The organism is Burkholderia lata (assembly GCF_000012945.1).
GTDB classification, from domain to species: Bacteria; Pseudomonadota; Gammaproteobacteria; order Burkholderiales; family Burkholderiaceae; genus Burkholderia; species Burkholderia lata.
On record NC_007510.1, the window covers coordinates 69,963 to 94,570 of the forward strand.

24 protein-coding genes are annotated in these 24,608 nt (G+C 66.2%); 12 read left to right on the plus strand and 12 right to left on the minus strand.

What is annotated here, in order from left to right; genetic code table 11:
• Positions 1–3 precede the first annotated feature (3 nt).
• From gspI to gspG, 3 genes are read right to left on the minus strand one after another with little or no spacing between them, the layout of a single operon-like run.
• Positions 4–411, minus strand: coding sequence for a type II secretion system minor pseudopilin GspI (gspI, locus tag BCEP18194_RS06250; protein WP_081436557.1), 408 nt, complete (start codon positions 409–411; stop codon positions 4–6).
• A complete protein-coding gene (locus BCEP18194_RS06255) occupies positions 408–977 on the minus strand; it encodes a GspH/FimT family pseudopilin (protein WP_011350482.1) in 570 nt (189 codons plus the stop codon). Before BCEP18194_RS06255 ends, gspI begins: the two co-directional genes overlap by 4 nt.
• Positions 978–1,016: 39 nt before the next feature.
• Positions 1,017–1,469, minus strand: a complete 453-nt coding sequence (gene gspG / locus BCEP18194_RS06260) for a type II secretion system major pseudopilin GspG (protein ID WP_011350483.1) — start codon at positions 1,467–1,469, stop codon at positions 1,017–1,019.
• Positions 1,470–1,644: 175 nt separating this feature from the next.
• On the opposite strand from gspG, the gene BCEP18194_RS06265 reads away from it, so the two are divergent.
• On the plus strand, positions 1,645–2,055 hold the full coding sequence (locus tag BCEP18194_RS06265; RefSeq protein ID WP_011350484.1) for a hypothetical protein: 411 nt from the start codon (positions 1,645–1,647) through the stop codon (positions 2,053–2,055).
• Between the two features lie 35 nt (positions 2,056–2,090).
• On the opposite strand, the gene gspF is transcribed toward BCEP18194_RS06265, so the two are convergent.
• From gspF to gspD, 3 genes are read right to left on the minus strand one after another with little or no spacing between them, the layout of a single operon-like run.
• Positions 2,091–3,308, minus strand: a complete 1,218-nt coding sequence (gene gspF, locus BCEP18194_RS06270; RefSeq protein ID WP_011350485.1) for a type II secretion system inner membrane protein GspF — start codon at positions 3,306–3,308, stop codon at positions 2,091–2,093.
• Between the two features lie 4 nt (positions 3,309–3,312).
• Positions 3,313–4,812 carry a type II secretion system ATPase GspE gene (gene gspE / locus BCEP18194_RS06275; RefSeq protein ID WP_011350486.1) on the minus strand — a complete coding sequence of 500 codons (1,500 nt, stop codon included), beginning with the start codon at positions 4,810–4,812 and terminating at the stop codon, positions 3,313–3,315.
• Complete coding sequence (gene gspD, locus BCEP18194_RS06280; RefSeq protein WP_011350487.1) at positions 4,809–7,154, minus strand: type II secretion system secretin GspD; 2,346 nt, start codon at positions 7,152–7,154, stop codon at positions 4,809–4,811. Before gspD ends, gspE begins: the two co-directional genes overlap by 4 nt.
• Positions 7,155–7,521: 367 nt before the next feature.
• Here gspD and BCEP18194_RS06285 point away from each other — a divergent pair, with 367 nt between their 5' ends.
• Positions 7,522–7,971 carry a lytic transglycosylase domain-containing protein gene (locus tag BCEP18194_RS06285; RefSeq protein ID WP_011350488.1) on the plus strand — a complete coding sequence of 150 codons (450 nt, stop codon included), beginning with the start codon at positions 7,522–7,524 and terminating at the stop codon, positions 7,969–7,971.
• A 158-nt stretch (positions 7,972–8,129) separates the two neighbouring features.
• Positions 8,130–9,443, plus strand: coding sequence for a GTP-binding protein (locus tag BCEP18194_RS06290; protein ID WP_011350489.1), 1,314 nt, complete (start codon positions 8,130–8,132; stop codon positions 9,441–9,443).
• 118 nt (positions 9,444–9,561) lie between these two features.
• Here the strand turns inward: BCEP18194_RS06290 and BCEP18194_RS06295 are convergent, their stop codons facing one another.
• Positions 9,562–9,840 (minus strand): HU family DNA-binding protein, encoded by a 279-nt coding sequence (locus BCEP18194_RS06295; RefSeq protein ID WP_006401505.1) that lies wholly within the window; start codon positions 9,838–9,840, stop codon positions 9,562–9,564.
• Between the two features lie 388 nt (positions 9,841–10,228).
• Between BCEP18194_RS06295 and mnmC the strand changes: the two genes are divergently transcribed.
• From mnmC to BCEP18194_RS06330, 7 genes are all read left to right on the plus strand, one after another.
• Positions 10,229–12,175 (plus strand): bifunctional tRNA (5-methylaminomethyl-2-thiouridine)(34)-methyltransferase MnmD/FAD-dependent 5-carboxymethylaminomethyl-2-thiouridine(34) oxidoreductase MnmC, encoded by a 1,947-nt coding sequence (mnmC, locus tag BCEP18194_RS06300; RefSeq protein ID WP_011350490.1) that lies wholly within the window; start codon positions 10,229–10,231, stop codon positions 12,173–12,175.
• A gap of 671 nt (positions 12,176–12,846) precedes the next feature.
• The gene (locus tag BCEP18194_RS06305; RefSeq protein WP_011350491.1) at positions 12,847–14,061 is read left to right on the plus strand and encodes a cation:proton antiporter; all 1,215 of its coding nucleotides are present in this window, start codon (positions 12,847–12,849) and stop codon (positions 14,059–14,061) included.
• A gap of 14 nt (positions 14,062–14,075) precedes the next feature.
• Entirely contained in the window at positions 14,076–15,191 is a 1,116-nt protein-coding gene (locus BCEP18194_RS06310) for a YbdK family carboxylate-amine ligase (protein ID WP_011350492.1), read from the plus strand.
• Positions 15,192–15,699: 508 nt separating this feature from the next.
• The gene (locus BCEP18194_RS06315) at positions 15,700–16,338 is read left to right on the plus strand and encodes a MarR family winged helix-turn-helix transcriptional regulator (RefSeq protein ID WP_011350493.1); all 639 of its coding nucleotides are present in this window, start codon (positions 15,700–15,702) and stop codon (positions 16,336–16,338) included.
• Positions 16,339–16,366: 28 nt separating this feature from the next.
• Complete coding sequence (locus BCEP18194_RS06320) at positions 16,367–17,077, plus strand: glutamine amidotransferase (protein WP_011350494.1); 711 nt, start codon at positions 16,367–16,369, stop codon at positions 17,075–17,077.
• A gap of 215 nt (positions 17,078–17,292) precedes the next feature.
• On the plus strand, positions 17,293–18,405 hold the full coding sequence (locus BCEP18194_RS06325) for an NADH:flavin oxidoreductase/NADH oxidase (protein WP_011350495.1): 1,113 nt from the start codon (positions 17,293–17,295) through the stop codon (positions 18,403–18,405).
• Between the two features lie 179 nt (positions 18,406–18,584).
• Complete coding sequence (locus tag BCEP18194_RS06330; RefSeq protein WP_011350496.1) at positions 18,585–19,115, plus strand: SET domain-containing protein; 531 nt, start codon at positions 18,585–18,587, stop codon at positions 19,113–19,115.
• 135 nt (positions 19,116–19,250) lie between these two features.
• On the opposite strand, the gene BCEP18194_RS06335 is transcribed toward BCEP18194_RS06330, so the two are convergent.
• The gene (locus BCEP18194_RS06335; protein ID WP_011350497.1) at positions 19,251–20,735 is read right to left on the minus strand and encodes a sensor histidine kinase; all 1,485 of its coding nucleotides are present in this window, start codon (positions 20,733–20,735) and stop codon (positions 19,251–19,253) included.
• Between the two features lie 118 nt (positions 20,736–20,853).
• The gene (locus BCEP18194_RS06340) at positions 20,854–21,546 is read right to left on the minus strand and encodes a response regulator (RefSeq protein WP_006401494.1); all 693 of its coding nucleotides are present in this window, start codon (positions 21,544–21,546) and stop codon (positions 20,854–20,856) included.
• Positions 21,547–21,668: 122 nt separating this feature from the next.
• On the opposite strand from BCEP18194_RS06340, the gene BCEP18194_RS06345 reads away from it, so the two are divergent.
• Positions 21,669–21,899, plus strand: coding sequence for a DUF3717 domain-containing protein (locus tag BCEP18194_RS06345; protein ID WP_041492710.1), 231 nt, complete (start codon positions 21,669–21,671; stop codon positions 21,897–21,899).
• Between the two features lie 92 nt (positions 21,900–21,991).
• Here the strand turns inward: BCEP18194_RS06345 and BCEP18194_RS06350 are convergent, their stop codons facing one another.
• A complete protein-coding gene (locus BCEP18194_RS06350; RefSeq protein ID WP_011350499.1) occupies positions 21,992–22,300 on the minus strand; it encodes a 4a-hydroxytetrahydrobiopterin dehydratase in 309 nt (102 codons plus the stop codon).
• A 140-nt stretch (positions 22,301–22,440) separates the two neighbouring features.
• On the minus strand, positions 22,441–23,328 hold the full coding sequence (gene phhA / locus BCEP18194_RS06355) for a phenylalanine 4-monooxygenase (RefSeq protein ID WP_041492994.1): 888 nt from the start codon (positions 23,326–23,328) through the stop codon (positions 22,441–22,443).
• A 139-nt stretch (positions 23,329–23,467) separates the two neighbouring features.
• Here phhA and BCEP18194_RS06360 point away from each other — a divergent pair, with 139 nt between their 5' ends.
• Positions 23,468–23,953, plus strand: coding sequence for an Lrp/AsnC family transcriptional regulator (locus tag BCEP18194_RS06360; RefSeq protein WP_006408082.1), 486 nt, complete (start codon positions 23,468–23,470; stop codon positions 23,951–23,953).
• A gap of 66 nt (positions 23,954–24,019) precedes the next feature.
• Here the strand turns inward: BCEP18194_RS06360 and BCEP18194_RS06365 are convergent, their stop codons facing one another.
• Entirely contained in the window at positions 24,020–24,553 is a 534-nt protein-coding gene (locus BCEP18194_RS06365) for a class IV adenylate cyclase (RefSeq protein WP_011350501.1), read from the minus strand.
• Positions 24,554–24,608 lie beyond the last annotated feature (55 nt).

Sequence of the window (24,608 nt, forward strand, 5' to 3'; positions counted from 1 at the left end):
GCGTCAGAGCGGACGGCTGGTTTCATTCGCGACCACCGTCACCATTTGCGCCAGCACGCCGGTATGCCCGGGCATGCTCACCGAAATCCGCACGCGCCGGAACACCGGGTTGGGCGTGGTGCTCACGCGCTGCGTGCAGACCAGCTGCACGTTGCCCTGCGAGCAGTCGAAACTCTGTTCGCCGATCTCCGGCCACGCGTGCGTGAGCCGCATCTGCGCAAGCGCGTTGTCGGCGCTCCAGCCGGCGAGCAGCCGGCGATGAAGATCGGACGCGTTGTTCGCCATCGTGCCGACCGCGCGGATCGACGCGGCGAGCGCGACCGCGATGATCGCGAGTGCGACCAGCACCTCGATCATCGTGAAACCGCGCGATGAAGAAACGGAAGAGGGCAGGCGACGACGCATCGTCATTGCACCTCGTAGCGGCCGTTGCCGGTGCCGACGATCGTCGCGCTGCCGGCCGCCGAATGCAGCGTCACGCGCACCGGCGTGTCGATGCTCTCGGTACCGAACACGACACGATTCGCATGCGTGTCGGACCCCGGATAGTCGATATCGGCGCCGGTGACGCCGCCGTCCCAGTCACGCGGGCGCAGCAGGTCGTCGCGCAGCGTGCGCCAGCCGTCGGACGAGCTCACGTCGAAACGGAAGCCGTGCGCGGTCGGCTGCCACGCGATCGGCCGGGCCCGCACCTGCGCTTCGTCGCCGGCCGTCTCGAACAGCAGCGCGATGCGCTGCGCTTCCTCGCGCAGGTCGGTGCGCGGATTGCGCGTGAGCGACAAGGACGCGAGCGACACGAGCAGGCCCGCGATCACGAGCACGACCAGCATTTCGAGCAGCGTGAAGCCGCGCGCGCGATGACGCCGCGCGCAGTGCAACGCCCGCCCGCCGTCGGCATGCGCCGGCGCGGACGAAGCCGCGCCGCGACGCACACGGCGATCGCGGCCGCAGCGGGAGGTCGTGCGAATGGCGAGCATGGAGAACGGGAACGATGCGTCTGGCCGGTCAGTGAAGGCTTATTGCCACGAACCGATGTCGGTGTCGTTGCCTTCGCCGCCTTCCTTGCCGTCGGCGCCGTAGCTGAACACGTCGATCTCGCCGTGCACGCCCGGGTTCAGGTACTTGTAGCCGTTACCCCACGGATCGTTCGGCAGGCGCTCGAGATAGCCGCCGTCCTTCCAGTTGTTCGGGATCGGATCGGTGGACGGCTTCTGGATCAGCGCGTTCAGGCCCTGATCCTGGGTCGGGTAGCGACCGTTGTCGAGACGGTACAGCTTGAGCGCCTGCATGATCGTGCCGATGTCCTGCTTCGCGGCGATGCGGCGTGCCTCGTCGGGGCGGCTCATGATCTTCGGCACGATCAGCGCCGCCAGGATCCCGAGGATCGCGACCACCACCATGATCTCGATCAGCGTGAAACCGCGCTGACGACGCACGGCCGCGTTGCGGCGAGTGATCCACGTTTGCATGACTGACTACCTCTTTCCAAAAAATGTCGTTGGTTGAGTGACGCACCCGGCGCACCGGACGATTGCCTGACGGCAACCTTCCGAACCCGCAGGCGCGGAGCACGCATTGTAAGGCGCGCATTGCCGAGGGCTTTCACCCAACGCAAATTTCATATACATCCGTACAATAGCGCGCATGAACGCGCTCTCGATCCGGATCCTCTCCCTAGCCCTCTTCGCGGGTTTGTGCGCGACGGCCACCTACTGGGTCGTCACGCTGTCCGCCCGCGAAGCGCCGCTGCCCGCCGCCGCCGCGCGGCTGCCGATCCGCACCGAGGACGCCGCGGCGCTCTTCGGCGGTCAGCTCGACAAGAATCCCGTGCAGGACATCCACCTGTTCGGCATCCTCGCGCTCGATCACGGCGGTGCCGCGATCGTCGGTATCGGTGGCGAACCGCCGCGCGCCGTGTCGCTCGGCGCGGACGTCACGTCCGGCGCGAGGCTCGCCGAAGTCCGCCCCCGCTCGATCATCGTCGAGCGCAACGGCGCCCGCACCGAAGTCCAGCTGCCCGCCAACACGCCGTCCCCGGCGATCTACGTGCGCTGAAGCCGAAGGCGACGGCCCGACCAGCGGTCAGGCCGTCACTGCACCATGTTGTTCAGCTCGATGATCGGCAGCATCACCGCCAGCACGATCACGAGCACGATGCCCCCCATTGCCAGGATCAGCAGCGGCTCGAGCAGGCTCGTCAGGAACATCGTGCGGCGCTCGAGCTCGCGCGCCTCACCTTCGGCCGCGCGATCCAGCATCGTCGTCACGTCGCCCGTCGCTTCACCCGAGCGGATCAGGTGCACGAGCACCGGCGGAAACGTCTTCACGTTGTTCAGCGCGCGCGACAGCGCGGAGCCTTCGCGCACCCGCACGATCGCGTCGTCGATGTTCGCGCGCATCGCACGGTTCGACAGCGTCTCGCCGGCCGCCTGCAACGCGCGCAGGATCGGCACGCCCGCCGCGGTGAGGATGCCGAGCGTGCTCGCGAAGCGCACCGTGTTGTAGCCGCGCACGAGCTTGCCCGCGAGCGGCGCGGTGAGCACCCAGCGGTCGAACGCGAGGCGAGGCCCGTCGCGCGACAGCGTCGCCTTCACGAACCACACGATCAGCACGACCGCGATCAGGATCGCCCACCACCAGTGCCGCACGAAATCCGACAGCGCCATCATCACGATCGTCAGCACGGGCAGTTGCTGCTTCGTGCTCGCGAACACGTTGACGACCTGCGGCACGACGTAGCTCAGCAGGAACGTGACGATGCCGAATGCGATCAGCGTGACGATCCCCGGATACGTGAACGCCAGCAGGATCTTCTGCTTCAGCGCGTTGCTCTGCTCGATGTAGTCGGCGAGGCGCGACAGCACGATGCCGAGCTTGCCGGTGTGCTCGCCCGCCGCGACGAGCGCGCGGTAGATTTCCGGGAAGTCGCGCGGATGCTGGCCCAGCGCATTCGCGAGCGAATGGCCGCCGAGCACCTCGGCGCGGATCGCGGCCATCAGTTCGCGGATGTAGTCGCGCTCGGCCTGCTCGGTCAGCACGCCGAGCGCCTCGTCGAGCGGCAGCCCGGCGATCAGCAGGCTCGCGAGCTGGCGCGTGAGGATCGCCTGTTCGCGCTGCGACAGCTTGCGGCCGAACGCGAGCCGCTGCGACCGCGCCCCGCGCGTCGCGCTGGCTGCCGGCTCGACGACGAGCGGCGTCAGCCCCTGCGTACGCAGCTGGCCGCGCGCGGCACGTGCGCTGTCGGCGTCGATGACGCCTTTCTGCGCGCGTCCCGCCGAATCGATTGCTTCGAAACGGAATGCCGGCATCGCGCTATGCGCCTCCCGTCACGCGCAGCACTTCCTCGAGCGACGTCGCGCCCGACGCGAGCCAGCGCTCGGCATCGTCGCGCAGCGTGCGCATCCCTTCCGCACGGCCGGCGGCGAGAATCTCCGCGTCGGCCGCGTTGCGGTGGATCAGCGAGCGGATCGACTCGTCGACCAGCAGCAGTTCGTACACACCGCGCCGGCCCGAATAACCCGAATGCCCGCACTTGTCGCAGCCGACCGGATGCCACACGGTGCGGCCTTCTTCCTGGCGTTCTTCCTTGCAGACGGGGCAGAGCTGCCGCACGAGCCGCTGCGCGAGCACGCCGAGCAGCGACGACGCGAGCAGATAGGGCTCGACGCCCATGTCGGTCAGACGCGTGACGGCCGAGGCCGCATCGTTCGTGTGCAGCGTCGCGAGCACGAGGTGGCCCGTCAGCGAGGCCTGCACCGCGATCTGCGCGGTTTCGAGGTCGCGGATTTCGCCGATCATGATCACGTCCGGATCCTGGCGCAGGATCGAGCGCAGCGCACGGGCAAAGGTCATCCCGATCCGCTCGTTCACCTGCGTCTGGCCGATGCCGCCGAGGTCGTACTCGATCGGGTCCTCGACGGTCATGATGTTGGTCGTCGCGGTTTCGAGCCGCGACATCGACGCATACAGCGTGGTCGTCTTGCCCGAACCCGTCGGGCCCGTGACGAGCACGATGCCGTGCGGGCGCGCGATCAGCTTGTCGAATTGCGCGAGCGTGTCGCGGCCCATCCCGAGCGCTTCGAGGTTCAGGCGCGCCGCATCCTTTTCCAGCAGACGCAGCACCGCACGCTCGCCGTGCCCGGTCGGCAGCGTCGATACGCGCACGTCGACCGGCCGTCCGCCGACGCGCAGCGTGATGCGGCCGTCCTGCGGCAGGCGTTTCTCCGCGATGTCGAGCTGCGCCATGATCTTGATCCGCGAGATCAGCGCGCCGTGCAGCGCCTTCTTCGGCCGCACGACATCGCGCAGCGTGCCGTCGACGCGAAAGCGCACGACCGATGCGTTCTCGAACGGCTCGATGTGAATGTCGGACGCCTGTTCGCGTGCCGCTTGCGTGAGCAGCGCGTTGATCATCCGGATGATCGGCGCGTCGTCTTCCGATTCGAGCAGATCTTCGACTTCGGGGATGTCCTGCATCAGCCGCGACAGGTCGACTTCGCCTTCGACCTCGCCGACCACCTGCGCGGCGCTGCCGTCCTGGCGTGCGTACGCATGGTTGATCGCCTGCGCGAGCTCGTCGGCCGGCACGCGATGCACGGAGATCGAGCCGAAGTTGCGCGCGATCTCCGCGAGCGCGGCGTCGCTCGTGCGTTCGCTGATCCACACCTCGAGCGTGTCGTCGAGCTGATGCGCGATCAGCACCTGGCCGCTCTTCGCGAAGCCGTACGGCAACAATCGCGCGGCGAGCGGCGACGGCGGCTGCCGTTCGCCCGGCGCGCCGTCGTGGGAGGGAGACGCGAGCACGTCGCTCACTGCGACGCTCCCGGCGTGGCCGTCAGCGGCTGTTGCGGCACCGCCTGCTGCGGCACGCTCTGCGGCTGCGCGGGCGTTGCCTCCGGCAACGGCTGGGCCGGCACCGGCACGACCTGGCGCTGCAGTTGCTGGCGACGCATCTTGTCGAGATCAAACAGGTTGCCGGCCGGCGTGCCGCCCTGGCTCGGGCCCAGCGGCATCGGCGGGACGACCGGATCGTCCTTGTCGCGGATCACGTTGTTGTCCGACTTGTACGCGCCCGTCACGCCCTGGATGTAGTCGTAGCGGTTCGACGTGACTTCCTGTGCGGTGCTGCGATCGGAGATGATCACCGGGCGCAGGAACACCATCAGGTTAGTTTTCGCGCGGATCTTCGATTCGGAACGGAACAGCTGGCCGATCCACGGGATGTCGCCGAGCAGCGGCACCTTGCTGTTCGACACCTGGTAGTTGTCCTGCATCAAGCCGCCGAGCACGATGATCTCGCCGTTGTCCGCGAGAATCGTCGACTGGATCGAGCGCTTCGTGAAGGTCGGGCCAGTCTGCGCGCTCGTGGTGCCCGCGACGACAGCCGAATCCTCGGTGTAGAGCTGCAGCTTCAGGATCCCGCCTTCGGTGATCTGCGGCTTCACGTGCAGCGTCAGGCCGACGTCGCGACGGTCATAGGTATTGAACGCATTGTTTGTATTGCCGCTCGTCAGGTTCGAATACGAGCCGGTCGCGATCGGCACGTTCTGGCCGACGACGATCTTCGCTTCCTCGTTGTCGAGCGTGACCAGGTTCGGCGTCGACAGCACGTTCGCGTCGCTCACGCCCGCGAAATACTGCAGCAGCGCACCGAGACCCTGCACGCCGAACATGTTGTGCAGCCAGCCGATGTTGAGCCCTTGGGTCAGCGACCCGAGGTTGGCGGCCAGACCGCCTCCGGTGATGCCGCCGGCAGCGTTGGTCACACCGCCCGCCGTCAGGTTGATGATGCTGTTGCCCAGGCCGGCCGTAGGGTTCAGGTTCGTGCCGCCGAGGAACTGGCCGCTCGCCACCTGCCACTGGATGCCGAGGTTGCCCTGCGTGTTCGAGGCCAGTTCGACGATCAGCGCTTCGATATAGACCTGCGCACGCCGCGCGTCGAGCTGGTCGATCACCGAGCGCAGGTTCCGGTAGACCGGATCGGACGCCGTGATGATCAGCGAGTTGGTCGCCGCATCGGCCTGGATCATCCCGCCCTGCTGGTTGTCGTCACCGCTCTTGTCCTTGTCGCCGCCGAGCAGGCCGCCGCTGCCGAGCCCGCCACCGCTGGACGAGCCGCCGTACGACGACGAGGATGACGAACCGCCGAGGCCGCCCGACGGCAGCGGCGGAGTGCCGGACGTACCGGTCGAGAAGTTGCCGCTCGACGACGAGCCGCCGCTCTGGTTGAAGCTGTTCGCATCGTTGGACGACGCCGACGAGCCGCTATCGCTGCCGCTGCCCTTGCCGAGCATCCCGCGCAGCGTCTTCGCGAGCTTCACCGCATCGGCGTTGCGCAGCGGCACGACGTGCATGTTGCCGGGCACCGCGCTCGGCGCGTCGAGCTGTTGCACGAGGCGCTTCGCAGCCGCCAGGCGCGACGCGTTCGACGCGCGCAGCATCAGTGAGTTGGTCCGCGGGTCGGCCGTGACCGACACCTTCAGCGTCGCGTCGCTGTTGCCGATCGCGCCCGGGTCGAGCATTTTCTGCAGCTGCGCGGCGAGATCGATCGCGTTCGCGTTGCGCAGCGGAACGACCTGCACCTGCGCGCCCGCGGCGCTGTCCACGCCCGCGATGATCTGCGCGATGCGCCGCACGTTGTCCGCGTAGTCGGTCACGACGATCGTGTTGTTCGCCGGGTAGGCGGTGACCGTGTTGTTCGGCGAGATCAGCGGCCGCAGCACGGGCAGCAGGTTGTTCGCCGATTCGTTGTGCAGCTCGAACACCTGCGTGATCACCTGATCGCCGCGCGCCTGCGGTGCATTGCCGACGTAAGTCGGCACGCCCTGCAGTTTCGCGTCGGCCTCGGGCACGACCTTCAGCACGCCGTGATCCTGCACGAGTGCGAAGCCCTGCATGCGCAGTGCCGACTGCAGCGTCTTCAGTGCCTGGTCTTCCGGCACCGGCCGTTCGGCCACGAGGTTGAGCTGCCCCTTCACGCGAGGGTCGACGATGATGGTCTTGCCGGTTGCGGCGCCGATCGCCTTGGCGACCTGGTCGATATCCGCATTCACGAAGTTGAGCGTGACCTGAGCGTAGGCGGCCTGCGAGACGATGATGCCGGCGACGATCAGAGTCGTGGCGACACGCCGCATAACGAAGCGATTTCTTGTCATGGATGAATGGGTCGATGCCGGCTCAGGCCACTTCCGGCGGTAGTGCTGGGATCCAAGTCCGAAAGAGGCGACATTAGCAGTTTTTCATGTCCGAAATATCACATTGATCCGAGGACTGTCTCACATACGACATGTATCCGGCGAACCGTATGCGATATGTAAGATTCGGTGCTCTTCTCGGCATGCCGGCCATCGCCCCCGTTTCACGATGAACCGACACGGAAATGCGGTATAACCGGGCTGCCGTATTCCTGTATGTCGCAAGCTGACGGACTGTCGGTATGATACGGGCGGCACGATTCTCGTCGCACGAATAACAGGCACGGGTTTTCCCGACCCTCACGCATTTTCTTGTCGATTTCGCACCATGAACAGACGGTTCGTTTCGATCGCGTTGATCGCCGCCGGCGGGTGTTTCGCCAGCGCGAACGCTCGCGCGGACTGTTTCGACGAGGCCGCTAAATATCAGCAGGTCAATCCGCTGATCCTGCGCGCGATCGCGTGGCAGGAATCGCGCAACCGGCCCGGCGCGCTGAACAAGAACACGAACGGCTCGGTCGACTACGGCCTGATGCAGATCAATTCGATCCACCTGCCGACGCTGTCGCGCTACGGGATCGGCCGCGACACGCTGATGGAGCCGTGCAAGAACGTGTACATCGCCGCATGGCATCTCAAGCAGAAGATGAACCGCTACGGCAACACGTGGCAGGCGGTCGGCGCCTATCATTCGGAAACCCCGTCGCTGCGCGACAAGTACGCGCGGCAGATCGCCGGCATCCTGACCCAGTGGAAGCTGCTGCCGCCCGTGCAATGACGCGGCGCCGCAGCGCGGCCTGACACCGTACCGGCCGGCCGGCGCGCGTTTGATGCACAATGCGGGCTCACGCCGCAGTTTCGCCCGTCCACGGGACGATCGCGCCCCGGAAGGGCGCCGCGGCCGCTTTTTCAATTTTTCCGTTGGTGCATATCGCTATGAATCCGGCAATGAACCAGCCGTTGCCCGTCACCGTGCTGTCGGGCTTCCTCGGCGCCGGCAAGACCACGCTGCTCAATCACATCCTCGCGAACCGCGCGGGCCTGAAGGTCGCCGTGATCGTCAACGATCTCGCGGCGGTCAACATCGATGCCTCGCTCGTGCGCGATGCGCAGGCGCTGTCGCACGTCGAGGAACGCCTCGTCGAGATGTCGAACGGCTGCATCTGCTGCACGCTGCGTGACGACCTGCTCGTCGAAATCCGCACGCTCGCGTCCGAAGGGCGCTTCGACGCGATCATGATCGAATCGACCGGCATCGCGGAGCCGATGCCGATCGCCGAAACCTTCACGTTCGTCGACGACGACGGCACGTCGCTGTCGAAAATCGCGCGGCTCGATACGCTCGTCACCGTGGTCGATGCGTACAACTTCCTGCGCGACTACGGCTCGGACGACGCGCTCGCGACGCGCGGCATCGCCGCATCGGAAGAGGACGACCGCACGCTCGTCGAGCTGCTGATCGAGCAGATCGAGTTCTGCGACGTGCTGGTGATCAACAAGGCCGATCTCGTTGCCGCGGACGACCTCGCACGCCTGCAGCACATTCTTGCGCGACTCAATCCGCGCGCGCACCAGGTCGTGTCGACGTTCGGCAACGTGCCGCTCGACGAAGTGCTGAACACGGGCCGCTTCGATTTCGACGAGGCCGCGAACGCACCGGGCTGGCTCGCGTCGCTCGATCACGATCACACGCACTGCGACGACCCGGACTGCCATGACGAACATCATGCGCACGTGCACGGCGAAGCCGACGAATTCGGCATCGGCAATTTTGTTTACCGTGCGCGCCGGCCGTTTCATCCGGCACGACTCTGGGCGCTGTTGCATCAGGAGTGGCCGGGCGTGCTGCGCAGCAAGGGCTTCTTCTGGCTCGCGACGCGCAACGACATCGCGGGATCGCTGTCGCAGGCGGGCGGCGTATGCCGGCATGGCCCGGCAGGTCTCTGGTGGGCGGCGCAGGATCGTGCGGAATGGCCCGACGACGATGAGCTGCTCGGTGAAATCCGCGCCGAATGGCACGGCGATCTCGACGACCACAGTGTGGGCGATCGTCGGCAGGAACTCGTGCTGATCGGCATCGCGCTCGACGCGGATGCATGGCGCGAGAAGCTCGATGCCTGCCTGCTGACCGATGCGGAATTCGCACTCGGCGCAGCGGGATGGGATGCATTCGACGATCCGTTCCCGGCATGGGATGTCGATTCGCACGACGACGACGATCACGGCGACACGCAGATCGTGCACGCGTAACGCGTTGTAAAAACAACCGTTAAATCTTGCAAGAGGGGCGCGGACTGTGGCGAAAATGCCGCGCGCGCCCAACAAAAAACCCGCCGAAAGGCGGGTTTTTCTTGGAACAGGCGCTGGTTTAACGCTTGTTGACGGCGTCCTTGAACGCCTTGCCAGCCGTGAACTTGACCGTCTTGGCTGCCGGGATCTTGATGGTTTCGCCGGTCTTCGGGTTGCGGCCCGTACGTGCTGCGCGCTTGCCCGAACCGAAGCTGCCGAAGCCGATCAGCTGAACCGCATCACCCTTCGACACGGCCTTCTTGATGACTTCGAGCAGCGTGTCCAGCGTTTCGCCGGTTTGAGCCTTGCTGGCGCCCGTTTGGGCGGCGACGGCGTCGATCAGTTCCTGTTTGTTCATTAAGGTTCCTTTATCAGGTTAGGTTGACACGAACAGCGCGAACGCGCCGATTATACGTGCGCGAACCGTGCCGTCGAGAGTCAGACTCCGACGACACAGCGCCGAATCCTGGCCCGCGCGACGCGCCCTCCGGTTAGCCGGTGGCCACCCCGCGGTACGGCGTTGCTATGATAGCGCAGCGCAAACCCAATAACGACAAGGGTTTCAAAGATTTTCATCGGTATTTCGCCGAATGAATCATCGACTGCCCGTTTTTTGACCAGCGCCAGCCGGACAGGATACGCAGCGCGGTCCGCCCGTGCGCCGCGCCGTTGGCTTTTTCCAACGACCGGTCGGACGGCCCCGCGCAATCCCTTGCCAGGCTTGGCTGCCACGTTTTTTGTTTCGCATGACCGACCGACTTGTTCCCGCCTCGCTCGCGCTTCGCGACGACGGCACGCTCGTCTCGCCCGAGTTCGGCGACCTCCATCTCGGCGCATCAGGTGCGCTTGCGCATCGCGTGTTCGTCGCCGGCAACGGCCTGCCGACGCGCTGGCAGGACCGCCGCACGTTCACGATCGTGGCGACCGGATTCGGCGCGGGCGGCAGTTTCCTTGCGGCCTGGGCCGCGTGGCGTGACGATCCCGCGCGCTGCGAGCGGTTGCATTTTGTCGCAGTCGAACCGCATCCGTTCTCGCGCGACGACCTGCGCCGCGCAGCTACTCATATCGTTGCGGACACAACCATATCGGCGGATGTCGAGGCACTTGCCGACGCGTGGCCGATGCTTGTACCGGGTCTGCACCGGCTCGAATTCGACGAAGGGCGCGTGGTGCTCACGCTCGCGTTCGGCGAGTCGATCGACATGCTGGGGAAGATCGTCGCGCGCGCCGACGCGTTCTGTCTCGACGGCCTCGCGTCGTCGAGCGACGCGGATCTCCAATCGACCGACGTGGTCCGCGCGCTCTCGAAAATCGCCGGCGAACACGCAACGTTTGCAGTGCATGCGAGTTCGGACGCGTTGAAACACGCACTCGGCAAATCGGGTTTCACGTATCGCGAGGTCGACGATCTGCTCGTCGGCGAATATGCGCCGCGCTGGCGCGCGCGCCGGCACGAGCCGCCGCTCGCACTGCCGGTTGCGACGCGCCGCGCGATCGTGATCGGTGCGGGCCTGGCGGGCTGCGCGGTCGTCGAGCGGCTGGCCGCGCGCGGCTGGGAAGTCACGCTGATCGAGCGGCACGACCGGATCGCGAGCGACGCATCGGGCAATCCGGCCGGTGTATTCCATCCGTTGATGACACGCGACGACAACGTCGCGAGCCGGCTCACGCGCGGTGGCTTCCTGCATGCGATCGCACGCTGGCGCGCACTCGAAAACGCAGGCCATGCATTCGCGCGCAGTACGAACGGGATGATCCATCTCGCCGAATCGGCCGACGACTTCGAACGGATGCGCGATGCATTCGATGCGTTCGGCCCGCCGTCCGACTATGTCTCGCTGCTCGACATCGAGGCCGCGCGCGCGCATCTGAACCTGTCGGTCGCGCAGGGCGGCCTGCTGTTTCCGCATGGCGGCGCTGTCTGGCCAGCCGGCCTTTGCGCGGCTCAATACGCGGCGGCCGGCGAACGCGTGCGCTTGCTCGCGTCCACCCGCGTTGCAAAACTCGAACGGCGGGGCGACGCATGGCATGCACTCGACGATGCGGGCGGCACGCTGGCCGAAGCGCCCGTCGTCGTGCTCGCGAATGCCGGCGACGCCGCGCGCCTCGCCGGGCTGCAGCATGTCGCGCTGCAACCGGTGCGTGGCCAGCTCACGTTGTTGCCGCCCGGCAGTACGGCACCGCTGCCGTGCCCGACGATCGGCGACGGCTACGCGGTGCCGCTCGACGACGGCACGCTGCTGATCGGCGCAACGTTCGAACCCGACGACGTCGATCCCGCGATGCGCGCGGCCGGCCACCTCGAAAACCTCGAACGCGTGCGGCATCTGCTGCCGGGCCTGATCGGCGACCTGCCGGACCCCGACACACTGCGCGGCCGCGTCGCATTCCGTTGGGTCGTCGGCGACCGCCTGCCGCTGCTCGGCCCGCTCGCGGATGAAGCCGGCGCCATCGCCAATGCACGCGCGCTGAGCGGTGCGCAGGCGCGCGACCTGCCGCGCCTGCCCGGGCTCTACGGCGCATTCGGCTTCGGCTCGCGCGGCCTCGTATGGGCTGCACTCGGCGCCGAACTGATCGCATCGCAACTCGAAGGCGAGCCCTGGCCGCTCGAACGCGAACTCGCCGATGCCGTCGACCCCGCACGCTTCCTGATCCGCGCGTTGCGCGCCCGCCGCGTCGGCCGGGCCGGCTGATCGCTCACCCGAACCAATCACAGTTTCCCGACTTTTTCGCGCAAGGTTATCCACGCCGCACTGTGGATAACCGCGCGGAATCCGTGCGCACTTCGTGTGCAATCACAGTGGACGTAAACTGGGCAACTCGGCACAGCTGTGAAGCGGCCCCAAAGTTGCTCAACTCAAACCTCTGTGCACGAACAGTCTGTGCAACGGGTTATGGGCTCTGCAACATCTTGATCTGTCGACGTAAACCGAAGTTATCCACAGAACTGTGCGTCCTTTGTTAACTTCTACTATGTATATATACAAGTAAACCTTTGAAACCAAAGACCTGCGGTGCCGCACAGCGCCGCGAGTCGATTCAATGGGTTCCAGACCGAAAAAGCTGTGGCACAATCGGTTTCCTTCGCGTTCATCCGGCCAGGCGCCGGACATGCTTCAATGGAACGGTCGGCACGATTTCGAATCTGAATCTTCGAGACTGCGCAGTCCGTTCACACACCAGGCCGACAATCCAGATCGGCAACCTGAACGACTTTTCGCCCTGTGGCGGAAAAGGCGGATCCCATGTCCCGCCGTCGTCGACACAACAATCACATTCGGGGCGATACCCAGCCGGCGCGCATCCATTTCTGACGCTTGACCCCGCGTCGCTGGCGGTCGCTTCCAAAGGAGAAGTCACCACGATGAAGTCGGCGTTCTCATTCCTGCCCAACTGGCCGCTCACGCCGGATGCCGTGTTCTGGGCCGGGCTCGCGTTGTTCGCGGCCGGCCTGTGTGGCGAGCTTTGCTATCGCGCATGGCGTCTGCCTCGCATCACCGGTTATGCGGTGATCGGTCTCATCGCCGGGTCGTTCGGATTCGGCGTGATCGATGCCAGCACCGACGAAACGTCCCGGTTGCTGATCGACGTCGCGCTCGGCCTGTTGCTGTTCGAGCTCGGCAGCCGCCTCGACCTGCGCTGGATCCGGCGCAATCCGTGGCTCATCGCATCGAGCCTCGCCGAAGCCACGCTGTCGTTCGTGCTGGTGCTGTTCGTGATGCTCGCGCTCGGTGTGTCGGGGATGGTTGCGCTCGTGCTGTCGGCGATCGCGATCGCGACGTCGCCGTCGATGGTGATCCAGCTGAAGACCGAACTGCGTGCGGAAGGGCAGGTGTCGCAACGCCTCATCACATTGACCGCGCTCAACAGCGTCTATGCGATCGTGCTGACCAAGCTCGTGACGAGCTGGCTCCACCAGGAAGCGTACGGCAACGTGTTTGCGACGATCCTGCAGCCGCTCTACCTGATCGCCGGTTCGTTCATCGTTGCGTATGTGGTCGCACGTTCGTGCAACTACCTGTTCCGCCACATGACCGCGACGATGCGCGACGAGCATTCGTTCGTCGCGTTGTTCGGGCTCGTGATGCTCGCGATCGCCGTCGCCCAGGCGCTGAAGCTGTCGACACTGCTCACGCTGCTGCTCGCCGGCATCATCGTGAAGAACCTCGAAGCACGCCCGCAACTGTGGCCCGAGCACTTCGGCACGGCCGGCTGGCTGCTGACGGTGATCCTGTTCGTGCTCACGCTCACGTCGTTCACGTGGGGCGACATCGCGCTCGGCGGGCTGCTCGCGATCGTGCTGATTGTCACGCGGCTCGTCGCGAAGCTGGCCGGCGTCGTCGCGTTCGCGAAGCCGAGCGGCATCGGGATGAAGCAGGGCATCGCGCTCGGCATTGCGCTTACGCCGATGTCCGCGCTGTCGTACCTGCTCGTCGACGACACCTACCAGCTCTATCCGAATTTCGACCCGCACCTGCGCGCGATCGTGATGTGCACGATCGTGATCCTGCAGCTCGTCAGCCCGTTCATCGTGTACCGCTGCCTGTCGGCGGTCGGTGAACGCAGCGACAGCAACTGATTCCGGAACCTGCCATGGCACTCGAAACCTTCGTCAATTCCGAGCCGTTTACGTTCGGCGTCGAACTGGAGATCCAGGTCGTCAACACGCACAACTACGACCTGACCAAAGCGGCGTCCGACCTGATGCGCCTGATCCAGGGCGAGACCTTCCCGGGCAACATCACGCCGGAAATCACCGAGAGCATGATCGAGCTGTCGACCGGCATCTGCCATTCGCACGAGCAGGCTGTGAGCGAGCTGCACGCGATCCGCGACGTGCTCGTGAAGGCGGCCGACCAGCTCAACGTCGGGCTGGCCGGCGGCGGCACGCATGCATTCCAGCAATGGAGCGACCGGCAGATCTACGATGCGCCGCGCTTCCAGTACATCTCCGAGCTGTACGGCTATCTCGCCAAGCAGTTCACCGTGTTCGGCCAGCACGTGCACATCGGCTGCCCCGATCCCGACAGCGCGCTGTTCCTGCTGCACTCGATGTCCCGCTTCATTCCGCACTTCATCGCGCTGTCTGCGTCGTCGCCGTTCGTGCAGAACGTCGACACCGGCTTCCATTCGGCACGCCTGAATTCGGTGTTCGCGTTCCCGCTGTCGGGCCGCGCGCCGTTCGTGCTGACCTGGGACAGCTTCGAGGAGTACTTCACGAAGATGGTGAACACCGGCGTCGTCAACTCGATGAAGGACTTCTACTGGGACATCCGCCCGAAGCCCGGCTACGGGACGATCGAGGTGCGCGTGATGGACACGCCGCTGTCGGTCGACCGCGCGGCGGCGATCGCCTGCTACATCCAGACGCTCGCGCGCTACCTGCTGACCGACCGGCCGCTGAAGCTGTCCGAGGACGACTACCTCGTCTACACGTTCAACCGTTTCGAGGCGTGCCGCTTCGGGCTCGAGGGCACCTGCGTGAATCCTCAGACGGGTGAGCGCCGCACGATCGCCGAGGACATCCTCGACACGCTCGACCGGATCGCGCCGCATGCGGCCGCGCTCGGCTCGCGCGCGGCACTCGACGAGATCGGTGCGCTCGCCAACGCGCGCGTGAACGACGCATCGTGGTTGAGAACCGTTTTCAAACAGGAAAAATCGCTCAATGAGACGGTCCGCCAGCAGTGCTTACGTTGGCGCGAGTGAAAAAATGTTTTGCAGATTACGGGGTCGACCGAGTCGCGATTCACTGAACGACCGGCGGCCCCGATTGCGGCCGAAATCGTTGCCGGTTGTCCTGAAAATCTGTGGATAACCTGAGATTCCGCTGCAAAGTCAACGATCTGTGCACGGGATAACCCGGTGGATCATTGTGGTCGACCCGATGGCCGATCCGAACAGGAAAATGTTCGTACGCACCGTTCGGCGGGTGTTCGGCATTGCAGGCACAACGAAAAATTTTGGTTATCCAGTGATTTTCCACAGAATGAAGGGGATAACTTAGCTGTGCGATTTTCCGCTCTCGCTTAGAATGTCGGCTTTGCGGACACCGGAACGTCGAGTGTCTTACCGGTCGCCGCGAACGCGACCGCCGCGTGTGCCCTCGCGACGGCCGTGCTGATGCACTCGCAAGAGCGTGTCTGTTTTGAGATAGACATTCGATCTCCACACTACGGCCGCTCGGCAAACCGGGCGGCGGCAAAGCGAAAAGACTATGAGCGAAGGCGTTTACGGGAATCAGGCTTCGGGACGTGTGACCCACAGCCTGCTGCGGTTGAGTACGGCCATGCGAAGCCAGGCATGGGATTGGGCGGAAGGCGCAGGCCTCACGCCGACGCAGGGCGAGATTCTCGTGCTGCTGCTGCAGCGCAAGGGCCCGATGCGGCTCGGCGAGATCGCGCGCGAGACGCAGCTGACCGCGGCGACCACGAGCGATGCGGTGAGCACGCTCGAGACCAAGGGTCTCGTCGAGAAGCGCCGTGCACTGGACGACGGTCGCGCGCTGGCCGTGCGCCTGTCGGCCCGTGGTCGCACGGCTGCGAAGAAGGCACTGCAATGGCCTGAATTCCTGACGAAAGCGGTCGGCAAGCTCGGCGCGGACGAGCAGGGCGCACTGTATCGCGCGCTGCTGAAGACGCTGCGCGAACTGCAGGTGGCCGGTGCGACGCCGCCGCAGCGCATGTGCGTGACGTGCGCCCACTTCCAGCCGGGCAAGCTGTCGAAGAAGACCGTGCATCACTGCGCGGCGCTCGACATCTCGATGACGGACAGCGATCTGCGTCTCGACTGCTCGGTGCAGGAAGAGGCCGACGCGGCGACGCAGAAGAAGACCTGGAAGATTTTCGCAGGCTGACGTCCGTCGATCGACCGGGAGGCCGATGATGAACGCTGAAGTCGTGGCGATCCGCCACGTGCATTTCGAGGATCTCGGGAGCTTCGAGCAGGTGCTCGGCGAACGGGGTCGGCGGGTGCGCTACGTCGACGTCGGGTCGTCGCGGGTCGAGGTGCTCGACGTGCTCGAGCCGTCGCTCCTCGTCGTGCTCGGCGGGCCGATCAGCGTGTACGACGATGCGCAGTATCCGACGATCGCGCCGCTCGCGGCGCTCGTGCGCAAGCGCATCGACGCCGGGCTGCCGATCCTCGGGATTTGCCTCGGCGCGCAGTTCATCGCCCGGGCGCTCGGTGCACGTGTCTATCCGGCTGCGCAGCACGAACTCGGCTGGGCGCCGCTGACGCTCACCGACGCCGGCCGCGCATCGCCGCTGCGCCATCTCGATGGCGCGGCGACGTCGATGCTGCACTGGCATGGCGACACGTTCGACCTGCCGGGCGGGGCGATGCATCTCGCGTCGACGCCGGCCTGCCGTCACCAGGCATTCGCATGGGGCCAGCACGTGCTGGCGCTGCAATGCCATCCGGAAATCCGCACCGACCGCTTCGAACCGTGGCTGATCGCGAACGCCGGCGAAATCGTGGCGACGCCCGGCATCGACGCGCGCCAGTTGCGTGCCGATACCGCTCAGCACGGCCCCGCGCTCGAGGCGGCCGCGCGCCGCATGTTCGCGGAGTGGCTCGACAGCGTCGGGCTCTGACGCCGGCGGCGGCACTGCCGTTCGCCGCGAAGGTGTTGCCCGGCCCGCATCCGTTGCAGGCCGGCGCATCGCCGTATGCGCTGCCTTTTCTCCGTTGCAGGCAACCGGCCGCCGGCCGTACCTGACCATCCGCTTACTGCCGGGTGCGCCATCTGCACGCTCGCCGCCTGCGTGCTACGCTCGTTCGCTCTTTCCTTTCCTGGCGAGCGGCCTCCATGACTGCGCTGTTTTCCCCGTTCACGCTGCGCGGCGTGACCCTTCCGAACCGGATCGTGATCTCCCCGATGTGCCAGTATTCGGCCGAACGCGGCGAGGCGACCGACTGGCACATGATTCACCTCGGCCATCTCGCGCTGTCGGGCGCGGGGCTGCTCTGCATCGAGGCGACCGCCGTGGAACCCGACGGGCGTATCACGCATGGCGACCTCGGCCTCTGGGACGACGTGACCGAAGCCGCGCTGAAGCCGGTGCTGGCCGCGATCCGCAAGCATTCGCCGGTCCGCGTCGCGATGCAGTTGTCGCATGCGGGGCGCAAGGCGTCGAGCAACGTGCCGTGGCAGGGTGGTCAGCTCGTATCGGTCGCCGACGGCGGCTGGTTGCCGCATGCGCCGTCGGCCGTGCCGCACAAGGACGGCGAGACGCCGCCGCTCGCACTCGATGCCGCGGGCCTGAACCGGATCCGCGAAGCGTTCGCGGCCTCGGCGAAGCGGGCCGCACGGCTCGGCATCGACGCGATCGAGGTGCATGCGGCACACGGCTACCTGCTGCACCAGTTCCTGTCGCCGCTCGCGAACCAGCGCACCGACGAATACGGCGGCTCGCTCGAAAACCGCATGCGTTTCCCGCTCGAGATCTTCGAGATCGTGCGCGCGGCGTTTCCGGAAGGCCGGCCGGTCGGCGTGCGCGTGTCCGCGACCGACTGGGTCGAAGGCGGCTGGGAGCTCGACGATACGATCGCGTTCGCGCACGAACTGAAGCGCCGCGGCTGCGACTGGATCGACGTGTCGTCCGGCGGCGTGTCGCCGCTGCAGAAGATTCCGCTGTCGGCCGGCTACCAGGTGCCGTTCGCGCAGGCCGTGAAGCGCGCGGTCGGCATGCCGACGATCGCCGTCGGCCTGATCAACGAGCCCGCGCATGCGAACCGACTCATCGAGGCCGGCGATGCCGACTTCGTCGCGATGGCGCGTGCGATGCTGTACGACCCGCGCTGGCCGTGGCATGCGGCGGCCGAGCTCGGCGCGCAGGTGACGGCGCCGCCGCAATACTGGCGCTCGCAGCCGCGCGAGCACAAGGCGTTGTTCGGCGACATCGCATTCGGCCAGCGTTGAGCACCGCGCGCGCAATATTGCGCGTGATGTTGAACGAAGCAATCGTGAACGTGTAGGATGCGGGTGATTCGCCGCATGCCCCGACGCGGCACCGACCGGTGCCGCGTTTTCGTTTTGCGCGACGCCAGGCCGCGACCGCGGCCGCCTCTATTCAAGTCGTCTTCACAAGGATTCGTTCGATGAGTTCACGCAGGATCGCGGTGCGCCGCTCGGGAGTACACGGCAAGGGCGTGTTCGCCGTGGCGCCGATCAAGGCCGGCGAGCGCGTAGTGGAATACAAGGGCGAACGAATTTCGTGGAAGGAAGCGCTGCGCCGCCACCCGCACGACCCGAGCGAACCGAACCATACGTTCTACTTCGCACTCGACGAAGGCGGGGTGATCGACGGCAAGATCGACGGCAACAGCGCGCGCTGGATCAACCACTCGTGCGCGCCGAACTGCGAAGCCGAGGAAGTCAAAGGCCGCGTGTACATCCACGCGCTGCGCGACATCGGGGCGGAAGAGGAGCTGTTCTACGACTACGGCCTCGTGATCGATGCGAAGCTGACGAAGACGCTCAAGCGCGAATACGCGTGCCATTGCGGCGCGGCGTCGTGCCGCGGCACGCTGCTCGCGACGACCGACGAGGGCGGGAAGAAGAAAAAGAAGAAGGACAAGAAGGACGGCAAGTCCGAGCCCCGGTCGAAGGACAAGAAAAGCAAGAAGTAACGCAGGCGGCGGCGCATCGTGCGCTGCCGCTGTCGTTTCAGCAGACGGCTGCCGCATCGTGCAGCCGTGCTGTCCGCCTTCCTCATCCGGCGCGCGGCCCGATCAGCGGCCGCCCGCCGTGAGTCTCTCCGTCCCTCAGTGCGTCGACGCGGCGGCCGGTGTTTCGCTGGCCGGCTTCTCGGTGCGCGCGACCAGCGGCACTCTCACCACGAAGCGCGAACCGCCTTCCGATGCATCCTCGTACGAGACGGTGCCGCCGTGTATCGCGATGATGTCGTGCACGATCGCGAGGCCGAGCCCGGCGCCCGTCTCGACGCCATTGCCGCTTTGCGCGTCGCCGCGGAAGAAGCGCTTGAACAGGTCGGCCTGCTGGTTGGCGGGCACGCCGGGGCCGTTGTCCTCGACGACGATCTCGGCGGCCGGCTGGCCGTCCTCGAGCGCGCCGCGCGCGACGTTCACCGTGATCCGCGCGCCGTCCGGCCGTGCGAGCGGCACGTACTTCAGCGCATTGTCGAGCAGGTTCGCGATCACCTCGCGCAGCAGCACAGGGTTGCCGCGTACGACCAGCTTCTCGTCGTCACCGGGATCGTCGGTGCGCTGGAAGCCGAGGTCGACGTGCGATGCGAGGGCGCGCGGCACCCATTCGGCGCCCGTCTCGAACGCCATCGCCGCGAGGTCGACGTCGACGAACCGCGCGGCCTGTTCGCCCGGTTCCGCACGGGCGAGCGACAGCAACTGGTTGGACAGCCGTACCGCGCGGTCGGCGGCCGCGCGCAGTTCGCGCACCGCGGCAAAGGTCTGGTGCGGGTCGCGCGCAACGGCCGCTTGCTCCGCATGCAGCTTCACGGCCGTGAGCGGCGTGCGCAACTGGTGGGCGGCATCGGCGATGAACTTGCGCTGCGCGTCGAGGGCAGTCTTCAGGCGGCCGAGCAGCGCGTTCATCGCGCTCGTCAGCGGCCGGATTTCCAGCGGCACCTCGGTTTCGTCGACCGGTTCCAGCGACGTGTGGGTCTGCCGGTTCAGCGAATCGGCCAGGTGCGTGAGCGGGCCGAGCTGCTGGTTCACGACGCGCCACACGATGCCCCAGCCCGCGAGCAGCAGCAGCAGCAGCGGCATCATGATCGCGACGAGGAATTCGGCCGCGATCCGGTAGCGGTGCCGCACCGGCTGCGCGACCTCGACGACCATCGGCTTGCCGCCGTCGACGTCGTCGACGCGCACCTGCGCAACCCGTACCGCGCGGTTGTCGTATTCGGCCTCGAACACGTACGCGTGATGCATGCGGCGCACGTTGATGCCCTGCAGCGGCAGCTTCGGATCGCCGGCGAGTTCCTGCTCGCCGTCGCTGATCCGGTAGATCAGTGCTTCGGCGGGATCGGAGAACATCGCCTGCGCGAGCGGCGGCACCGTGAACGGCGCGTCGGGGCCGGCGATCTGGATCTGTTTGGAGATGGCGGTCGCGAGATCGGCGAGCGAGCGGTCGATCACGTGCTGCGTGTACTGCCACGCGAGCCAGTAGGCGATCAGGCCGCTCATCAGCGCGAGCATCGACAGCGGGGCGGCGAGGCGCCGGAGCAGCGAGCGGCGCAGGCTGGTGGTCACAGCCGGATCAGGAGACATTTCGACGGGCAAATGGATAAGCGCCGCTCACGGGGAGCGGCGCGGTCTTGCGCCGGGCGGCGACGCGGAGCAGCGTGCACACGCGGGCGGCACGTGGCCGCCCGGCGTGCGGTGCCGCTCAGACGCTCGCCGTCTGGCGGATTTCCTGCAGCAGGTAGCCGAAGCCGCGCACCGTGACGATTTCGACACGGCACTGCTCGAGTTTCTTGCGCACGCGGTGCACGTAGACTTCGATCGCGGTGTCGCCGAGATCGCCGCCGAAGTGTGTGAGGTGATCCTGCAGCTGGGCCTTGCTGACGACGCGGCCGTGGCGCAGCAGCAGCATCTCGAGCACCGCGAATTCACGCGGCGACAGTTCGAGCGGCTTGTCGTCGTTGAAGATGCGGCGGTCGACGCCCGACAGGCGGACGCCGCCGAGCGACACTTCCGGACGCGGCATGTCGCTGTGCGGGCCGCTGCGGCGCATCACCGCGCGGATGCGCGCTTCGAGCTCGGCCGGCTCGAACGGCTTGAGCATGTAGTCGTCGGCGCCGGAGTTCAGGCCCTGGATCCGGTCGTTCAGCTCGTCGCGTGCGGTCAGCACGATGACGGGCGTGTGGCGGTTGGTCTGGCGGAAGCGCGTGAGCAGCGTCATCCCGTCGATGCCCGGCAGGCCGAGGTCGAGGATCACGAGTTCGTGGCGGTTCTGTGCCAGCGCCTGTTCGGCAAAGATGCCGTCATGCACCATGTCGACGGTGAAGCCAGCCTGCTCGAGGCTGCTCTGGATACCGCGTGCGATGGGGCGGTCGTCTTCAATCAGAAGGAGTCGCATGAAGTTCGCTCAAGTACAATGGGTTGGCGGTTCAGGCACGCGGACAGCACGACGCCGTTTCCACAGGGGCGCCGCAACACCTGACATCAAGCATGGCGGCCAGCGAACGATTAAATCCAAACATGTCCGATATTTCGATCAACGACTTAGAAGCCGCGATCAATTTCTGGCGCGCCCGCTCGCCGTCGAGCGGCGACGAACTCAAACTCTGCGAAGAGGCCAGCGCGCTTTCCAAGCCGTATGCGCTGCTGATTGTACAGCGCGAAAGCGCGCTGCAACTGGAAGGTTTGGACCCCAAGGCACGGATTGCATACGAGACTTACGTGCGCCTTAAGGATGGCTTGGAAAGCTGAAGGCTTTCGCTCACTACATCCTAGAAAACGTTCATCGAAATGAAAAGTTGACGCGCCGCGCATCGAAAGACGCGCGGCGGTAGAGGAATGCCTCAGGCGGCGGGTTGCGCGTGCGCGCCGGCACGGTCGATGAACAGTGCCAGTTCGATGTCGCGTTCGGTCAGGCCGTCGGCATCGTGGGTCGACAGCGTGATGTCGACGCGGTTGTACACGTTGAACCATTCCGGATGATGGTTCATTTCCTGCGCCTTGATCGCGACGCGCGTCATGAAGCCGAATGCTTCGTTGAAATCGGCGAAGCGCAGGCTGCGCTGGATCGCATCGCGGCCCGGTACGGCCGTCCAGAGCGGCAGGCCTTCGAGCCGGGTCTTGCGTTCTTCTGATGTGAGCTTGTGGATCATCTTGCACCTCTCGGTCGGTAACGGCGCCCGCGCACGGCTGCGCCGCGCGGCGAAGCCGGCACCGGTCATTGTTTCATAGTTGTGGGACGGCCATCCGGGGGATGGCGATCGGCAGAGGCGCGTTCCGGCACCCTCGAACGTCATGCGTCGGCGGACCAGCCTTCGCCCGTGCCGCGATGCAGCACGCGATCGGTATCGAGCACCGCGCCGGCCGCGAACTCGGGCAGCGCTGCCAGCCGGTCGGCCAGTGCACGGCCGTCGACATCGGCGAGCGCGAACAGCTGCGCGAAATCGTCGATCACGAAGTAGGTCTTCTGGAACGTGTCGATCCGGTACTTCGTGCGCATCACGCGCTCGAGGTCGAAGCCGAGCCGGTTCGGCGCCGCGCTTTCGAGGCTGTACAGGCTTTCGCCCTTGCTCGACACGATCCCGGCACCGTAGATCGACAACCCGTTCGTGCCGCGCGGATCGCGGATCAGCCCGAATTCCACCGTATACCAGTAGAGCCGCGCGAGGCGCGCCAGCGCCGCTTCGTCGTCGGCGACCGCGAGCGCGGTGCGGCCGTACGCCTGCATGTAGTCGGCGAACACCGGGTTGATCAGCAGCGGCACGTGGCCGAACAGGTCGTGGAAGCAGTCGGGTTCCTGCAGGTAGTCGAGCTGGTCGGGGCGGCGCATCCACCAGGTGACGGGGAAGCGCCGGTTCGCGAGATGCTCGAAGAACACGCGGTCGGGCACGAGGCCCGGCACCGCGACGATTTCCCAGCCCGTTGCCGGCTTCAACTGGCGGTTCACGTCGGCGAACGACGGCACGCGATCGGCCGGCAGGTCGATCTTCCCGAGCCCCGCGACGAATGCGTCGCACGCGCGCCCGCGCAGCAGCGCCGACTGGCGTGCATAGAGCTGCTTCCACACCGCGTGGTCGACCTGGCCGTAACGCGCGAGCGGCTGGTCGATGGTGAAATCGGCGCGGGTTTCGAGGCCCGCATCGAACTGCTCTTGCAGTTTCGCGGTGACGACGGTGGACATGATCTGGCTCTGCACGTGGCGGTTGGGAACCATGCAAGTGTAGAGCGGGCTGCGCGCGGAATGGGCGCAATATTGGCGATGATTCGCTAGATGATGCGATAATCGCGCATCAAATCACGAATCAATGCGGGGAATACTCATGCTGGAACTCGATCACTTCGATCTCGCGCTGCTGGACGTGCTGCAGCGCTTCGGCCGCGCGACGCATCAGCAGCTCGGCGAGGAGGTGCCGCTGTCGCCGTCGCAGATCGGCCGGCGGCTGCAGCGGCTCGAGGCGGCCGGCGTGATCGAAGGCTACCGCGTGATGCTGCGCCCCGAAAAGCTCGGGCTCGGCGTCACCGCGTTCACGAGCCTCAAGCTCAAGCATCACGGCGATTCGATCATCGAGCAGTTCCAGCAGCAGATCGACGTGCTGCCCGAAGTGCTCGAATGCCATGCGGTGGTGGGCGATGCCGACTACCTGCTGCGGATCGTCGCGCCCGACCTGAACGCGCTGTCGCAATTCGTGATGAAGAAGCTGATGCGCGTGCCGGGCGTCGACAGCGTGCGCTCGAACATCGTGCTGACGACCTTCAAGCGCAACGGCGCGCTGCCGCTCGCGCACCTGGCGCCCGGCGCCGCATAACGCGGCGACAGGGCGGCGGCAGGGTTGAAGGCGGCGCGGGTTGCGCCGCCTCGGGGCAGGGCCGGATCAGGCCGTTTCGTGCTGCGTGTCGGCGTTCAGCAGGTCGACGTACGCGACCGCGACGAGATCGTCCTGCGACACGCCGAGTTTCGCGAACACGTCGTGCGCTTCGGCTTCGCCGCCGGCTTCGTCGTCGTCGGGGCCGAGCACGACTTCCAGTTCGATGAAATCGCCGAGGCCGTCGACGCGGTCGAGGTGGATGCGGGTGCGGCCCGCGAGGTACACGTGGCGTTCCTTCGTCACGATCCCGCGCGTGGTCAGTGCGGTGGCGAGCAGCGCGTGCATCGCGTCGGGGTTCGTCACCGGGCTGCGCGTGTAGTACGACGCCTTCGGGCCGTCGCGGTCGTCGCGCTGGTAAAAGATCAGTTCGGCCGGCGTGCCGTCCTCGAAGCGGCGCAGCTTCAGCCGGCCGCGCGGCACGTCATAGAAGAAATCCTGCTGGCGATAGAACAGCGGCGCCTCGGTCGCGAGCCTGGCCGCCTGTTCGCGCAGCTGGTCGAATTCGCGGGCGCGGGCTTTGATCTCGATGTTGCGGGCCATGCGGGTCTCCTTCAATCGGGGTCTCGCGGTGTGCGAACGCACAATCTAGCAAAAA

Coding starts and splice junctions, on each gene's coding strand:
- gspI (WP_081436557.1), bottom strand. CDS start 411: ATGACGATGCGTCGTCGCCTGCCCTCTTCCGTTTCTTCATCGCGCGGT.
- BCEP18194_RS06255 (WP_011350482.1), bottom strand. CDS start 977: ATGCTCGCCATTCGCACGACCTCCCGCTGCGGCCGCGATCGCCGTGTG.
- gspG (WP_011350483.1), bottom strand. CDS start 1,469: ATGCAAACGTGGATCACTCGCCGCAACGCGGCCGTGCGTCGTCAGCGC.
- BCEP18194_RS06265 (WP_011350484.1), top strand. CDS start 1,645: ATGAACGCGCTCTCGATCCGGATCCTCTCCCTAGCCCTCTTCGCGGGT.
- gspF (WP_011350485.1), bottom strand. CDS start 3,308: ATGCCGGCATTCCGTTTCGAAGCAATCGATTCGGCGGGACGCGCGCAG.
- gspD (WP_011350487.1), bottom strand. CDS start 7,154: ATGACAAGAAATCGCTTCGTTATGCGGCGTGTCGCCACGACTCTGATC.
- BCEP18194_RS06285 (WP_011350488.1), top strand. CDS start 7,522: ATGAACAGACGGTTCGTTTCGATCGCGTTGATCGCCGCCGGCGGGTGT.
- BCEP18194_RS06290 (WP_011350489.1), top strand. CDS start 8,130: ATGAATCCGGCAATGAACCAGCCGTTGCCCGTCACCGTGCTGTCGGGC.
- BCEP18194_RS06295 (WP_006401505.1), bottom strand. CDS start 9,840: ATGAACAAACAGGAACTGATCGACGCCGTCGCCGCCCAAACGGGCGCC.
- mnmC (WP_011350490.1), top strand. CDS start 10,229: ATGACCGACCGACTTGTTCCCGCCTCGCTCGCGCTTCGCGACGACGGC.
- BCEP18194_RS06305 (WP_011350491.1), top strand. CDS start 12,847: ATGAAGTCGGCGTTCTCATTCCTGCCCAACTGGCCGCTCACGCCGGAT.
- BCEP18194_RS06310 (WP_011350492.1), top strand. CDS start 14,076: ATGGCACTCGAAACCTTCGTCAATTCCGAGCCGTTTACGTTCGGCGTC.
- BCEP18194_RS06315 (WP_011350493.1), top strand. CDS start 15,700: ATGAGCGAAGGCGTTTACGGGAATCAGGCTTCGGGACGTGTGACCCAC.
- BCEP18194_RS06320 (WP_011350494.1), top strand. CDS start 16,367: ATGAACGCTGAAGTCGTGGCGATCCGCCACGTGCATTTCGAGGATCTC.
- BCEP18194_RS06325 (WP_011350495.1), top strand. CDS start 17,293: ATGACTGCGCTGTTTTCCCCGTTCACGCTGCGCGGCGTGACCCTTCCG.
- BCEP18194_RS06330 (WP_011350496.1), top strand. CDS start 18,585: ATGAGTTCACGCAGGATCGCGGTGCGCCGCTCGGGAGTACACGGCAAG.
- BCEP18194_RS06335 (WP_011350497.1), bottom strand. CDS start 20,735: ATGTCTCCTGATCCGGCTGTGACCACCAGCCTGCGCCGCTCGCTGCTC.
- BCEP18194_RS06340 (WP_006401494.1), bottom strand. CDS start 21,546: ATGCGACTCCTTCTGATTGAAGACGACCGCCCCATCGCACGCGGTATC.
- BCEP18194_RS06345 (WP_041492710.1), top strand. CDS start 21,669: ATGTCCGATATTTCGATCAACGACTTAGAAGCCGCGATCAATTTCTGG.
- BCEP18194_RS06350 (WP_011350499.1), bottom strand. CDS start 22,300: ATGATCCACAAGCTCACATCAGAAGAACGCAAGACCCGGCTCGAAGGC.
- phhA (WP_041492994.1), bottom strand. CDS start 23,328: ATGTCCACCGTCGTCACCGCGAAACTGCAAGAGCAGTTCGATGCGGGC.
- BCEP18194_RS06360 (WP_006408082.1), top strand. CDS start 23,468: ATGCTGGAACTCGATCACTTCGATCTCGCGCTGCTGGACGTGCTGCAG.
- BCEP18194_RS06365 (WP_011350501.1), bottom strand. CDS start 24,553: ATGGCCCGCAACATCGAGATCAAAGCCCGCGCCCGCGAATTCGACCAG.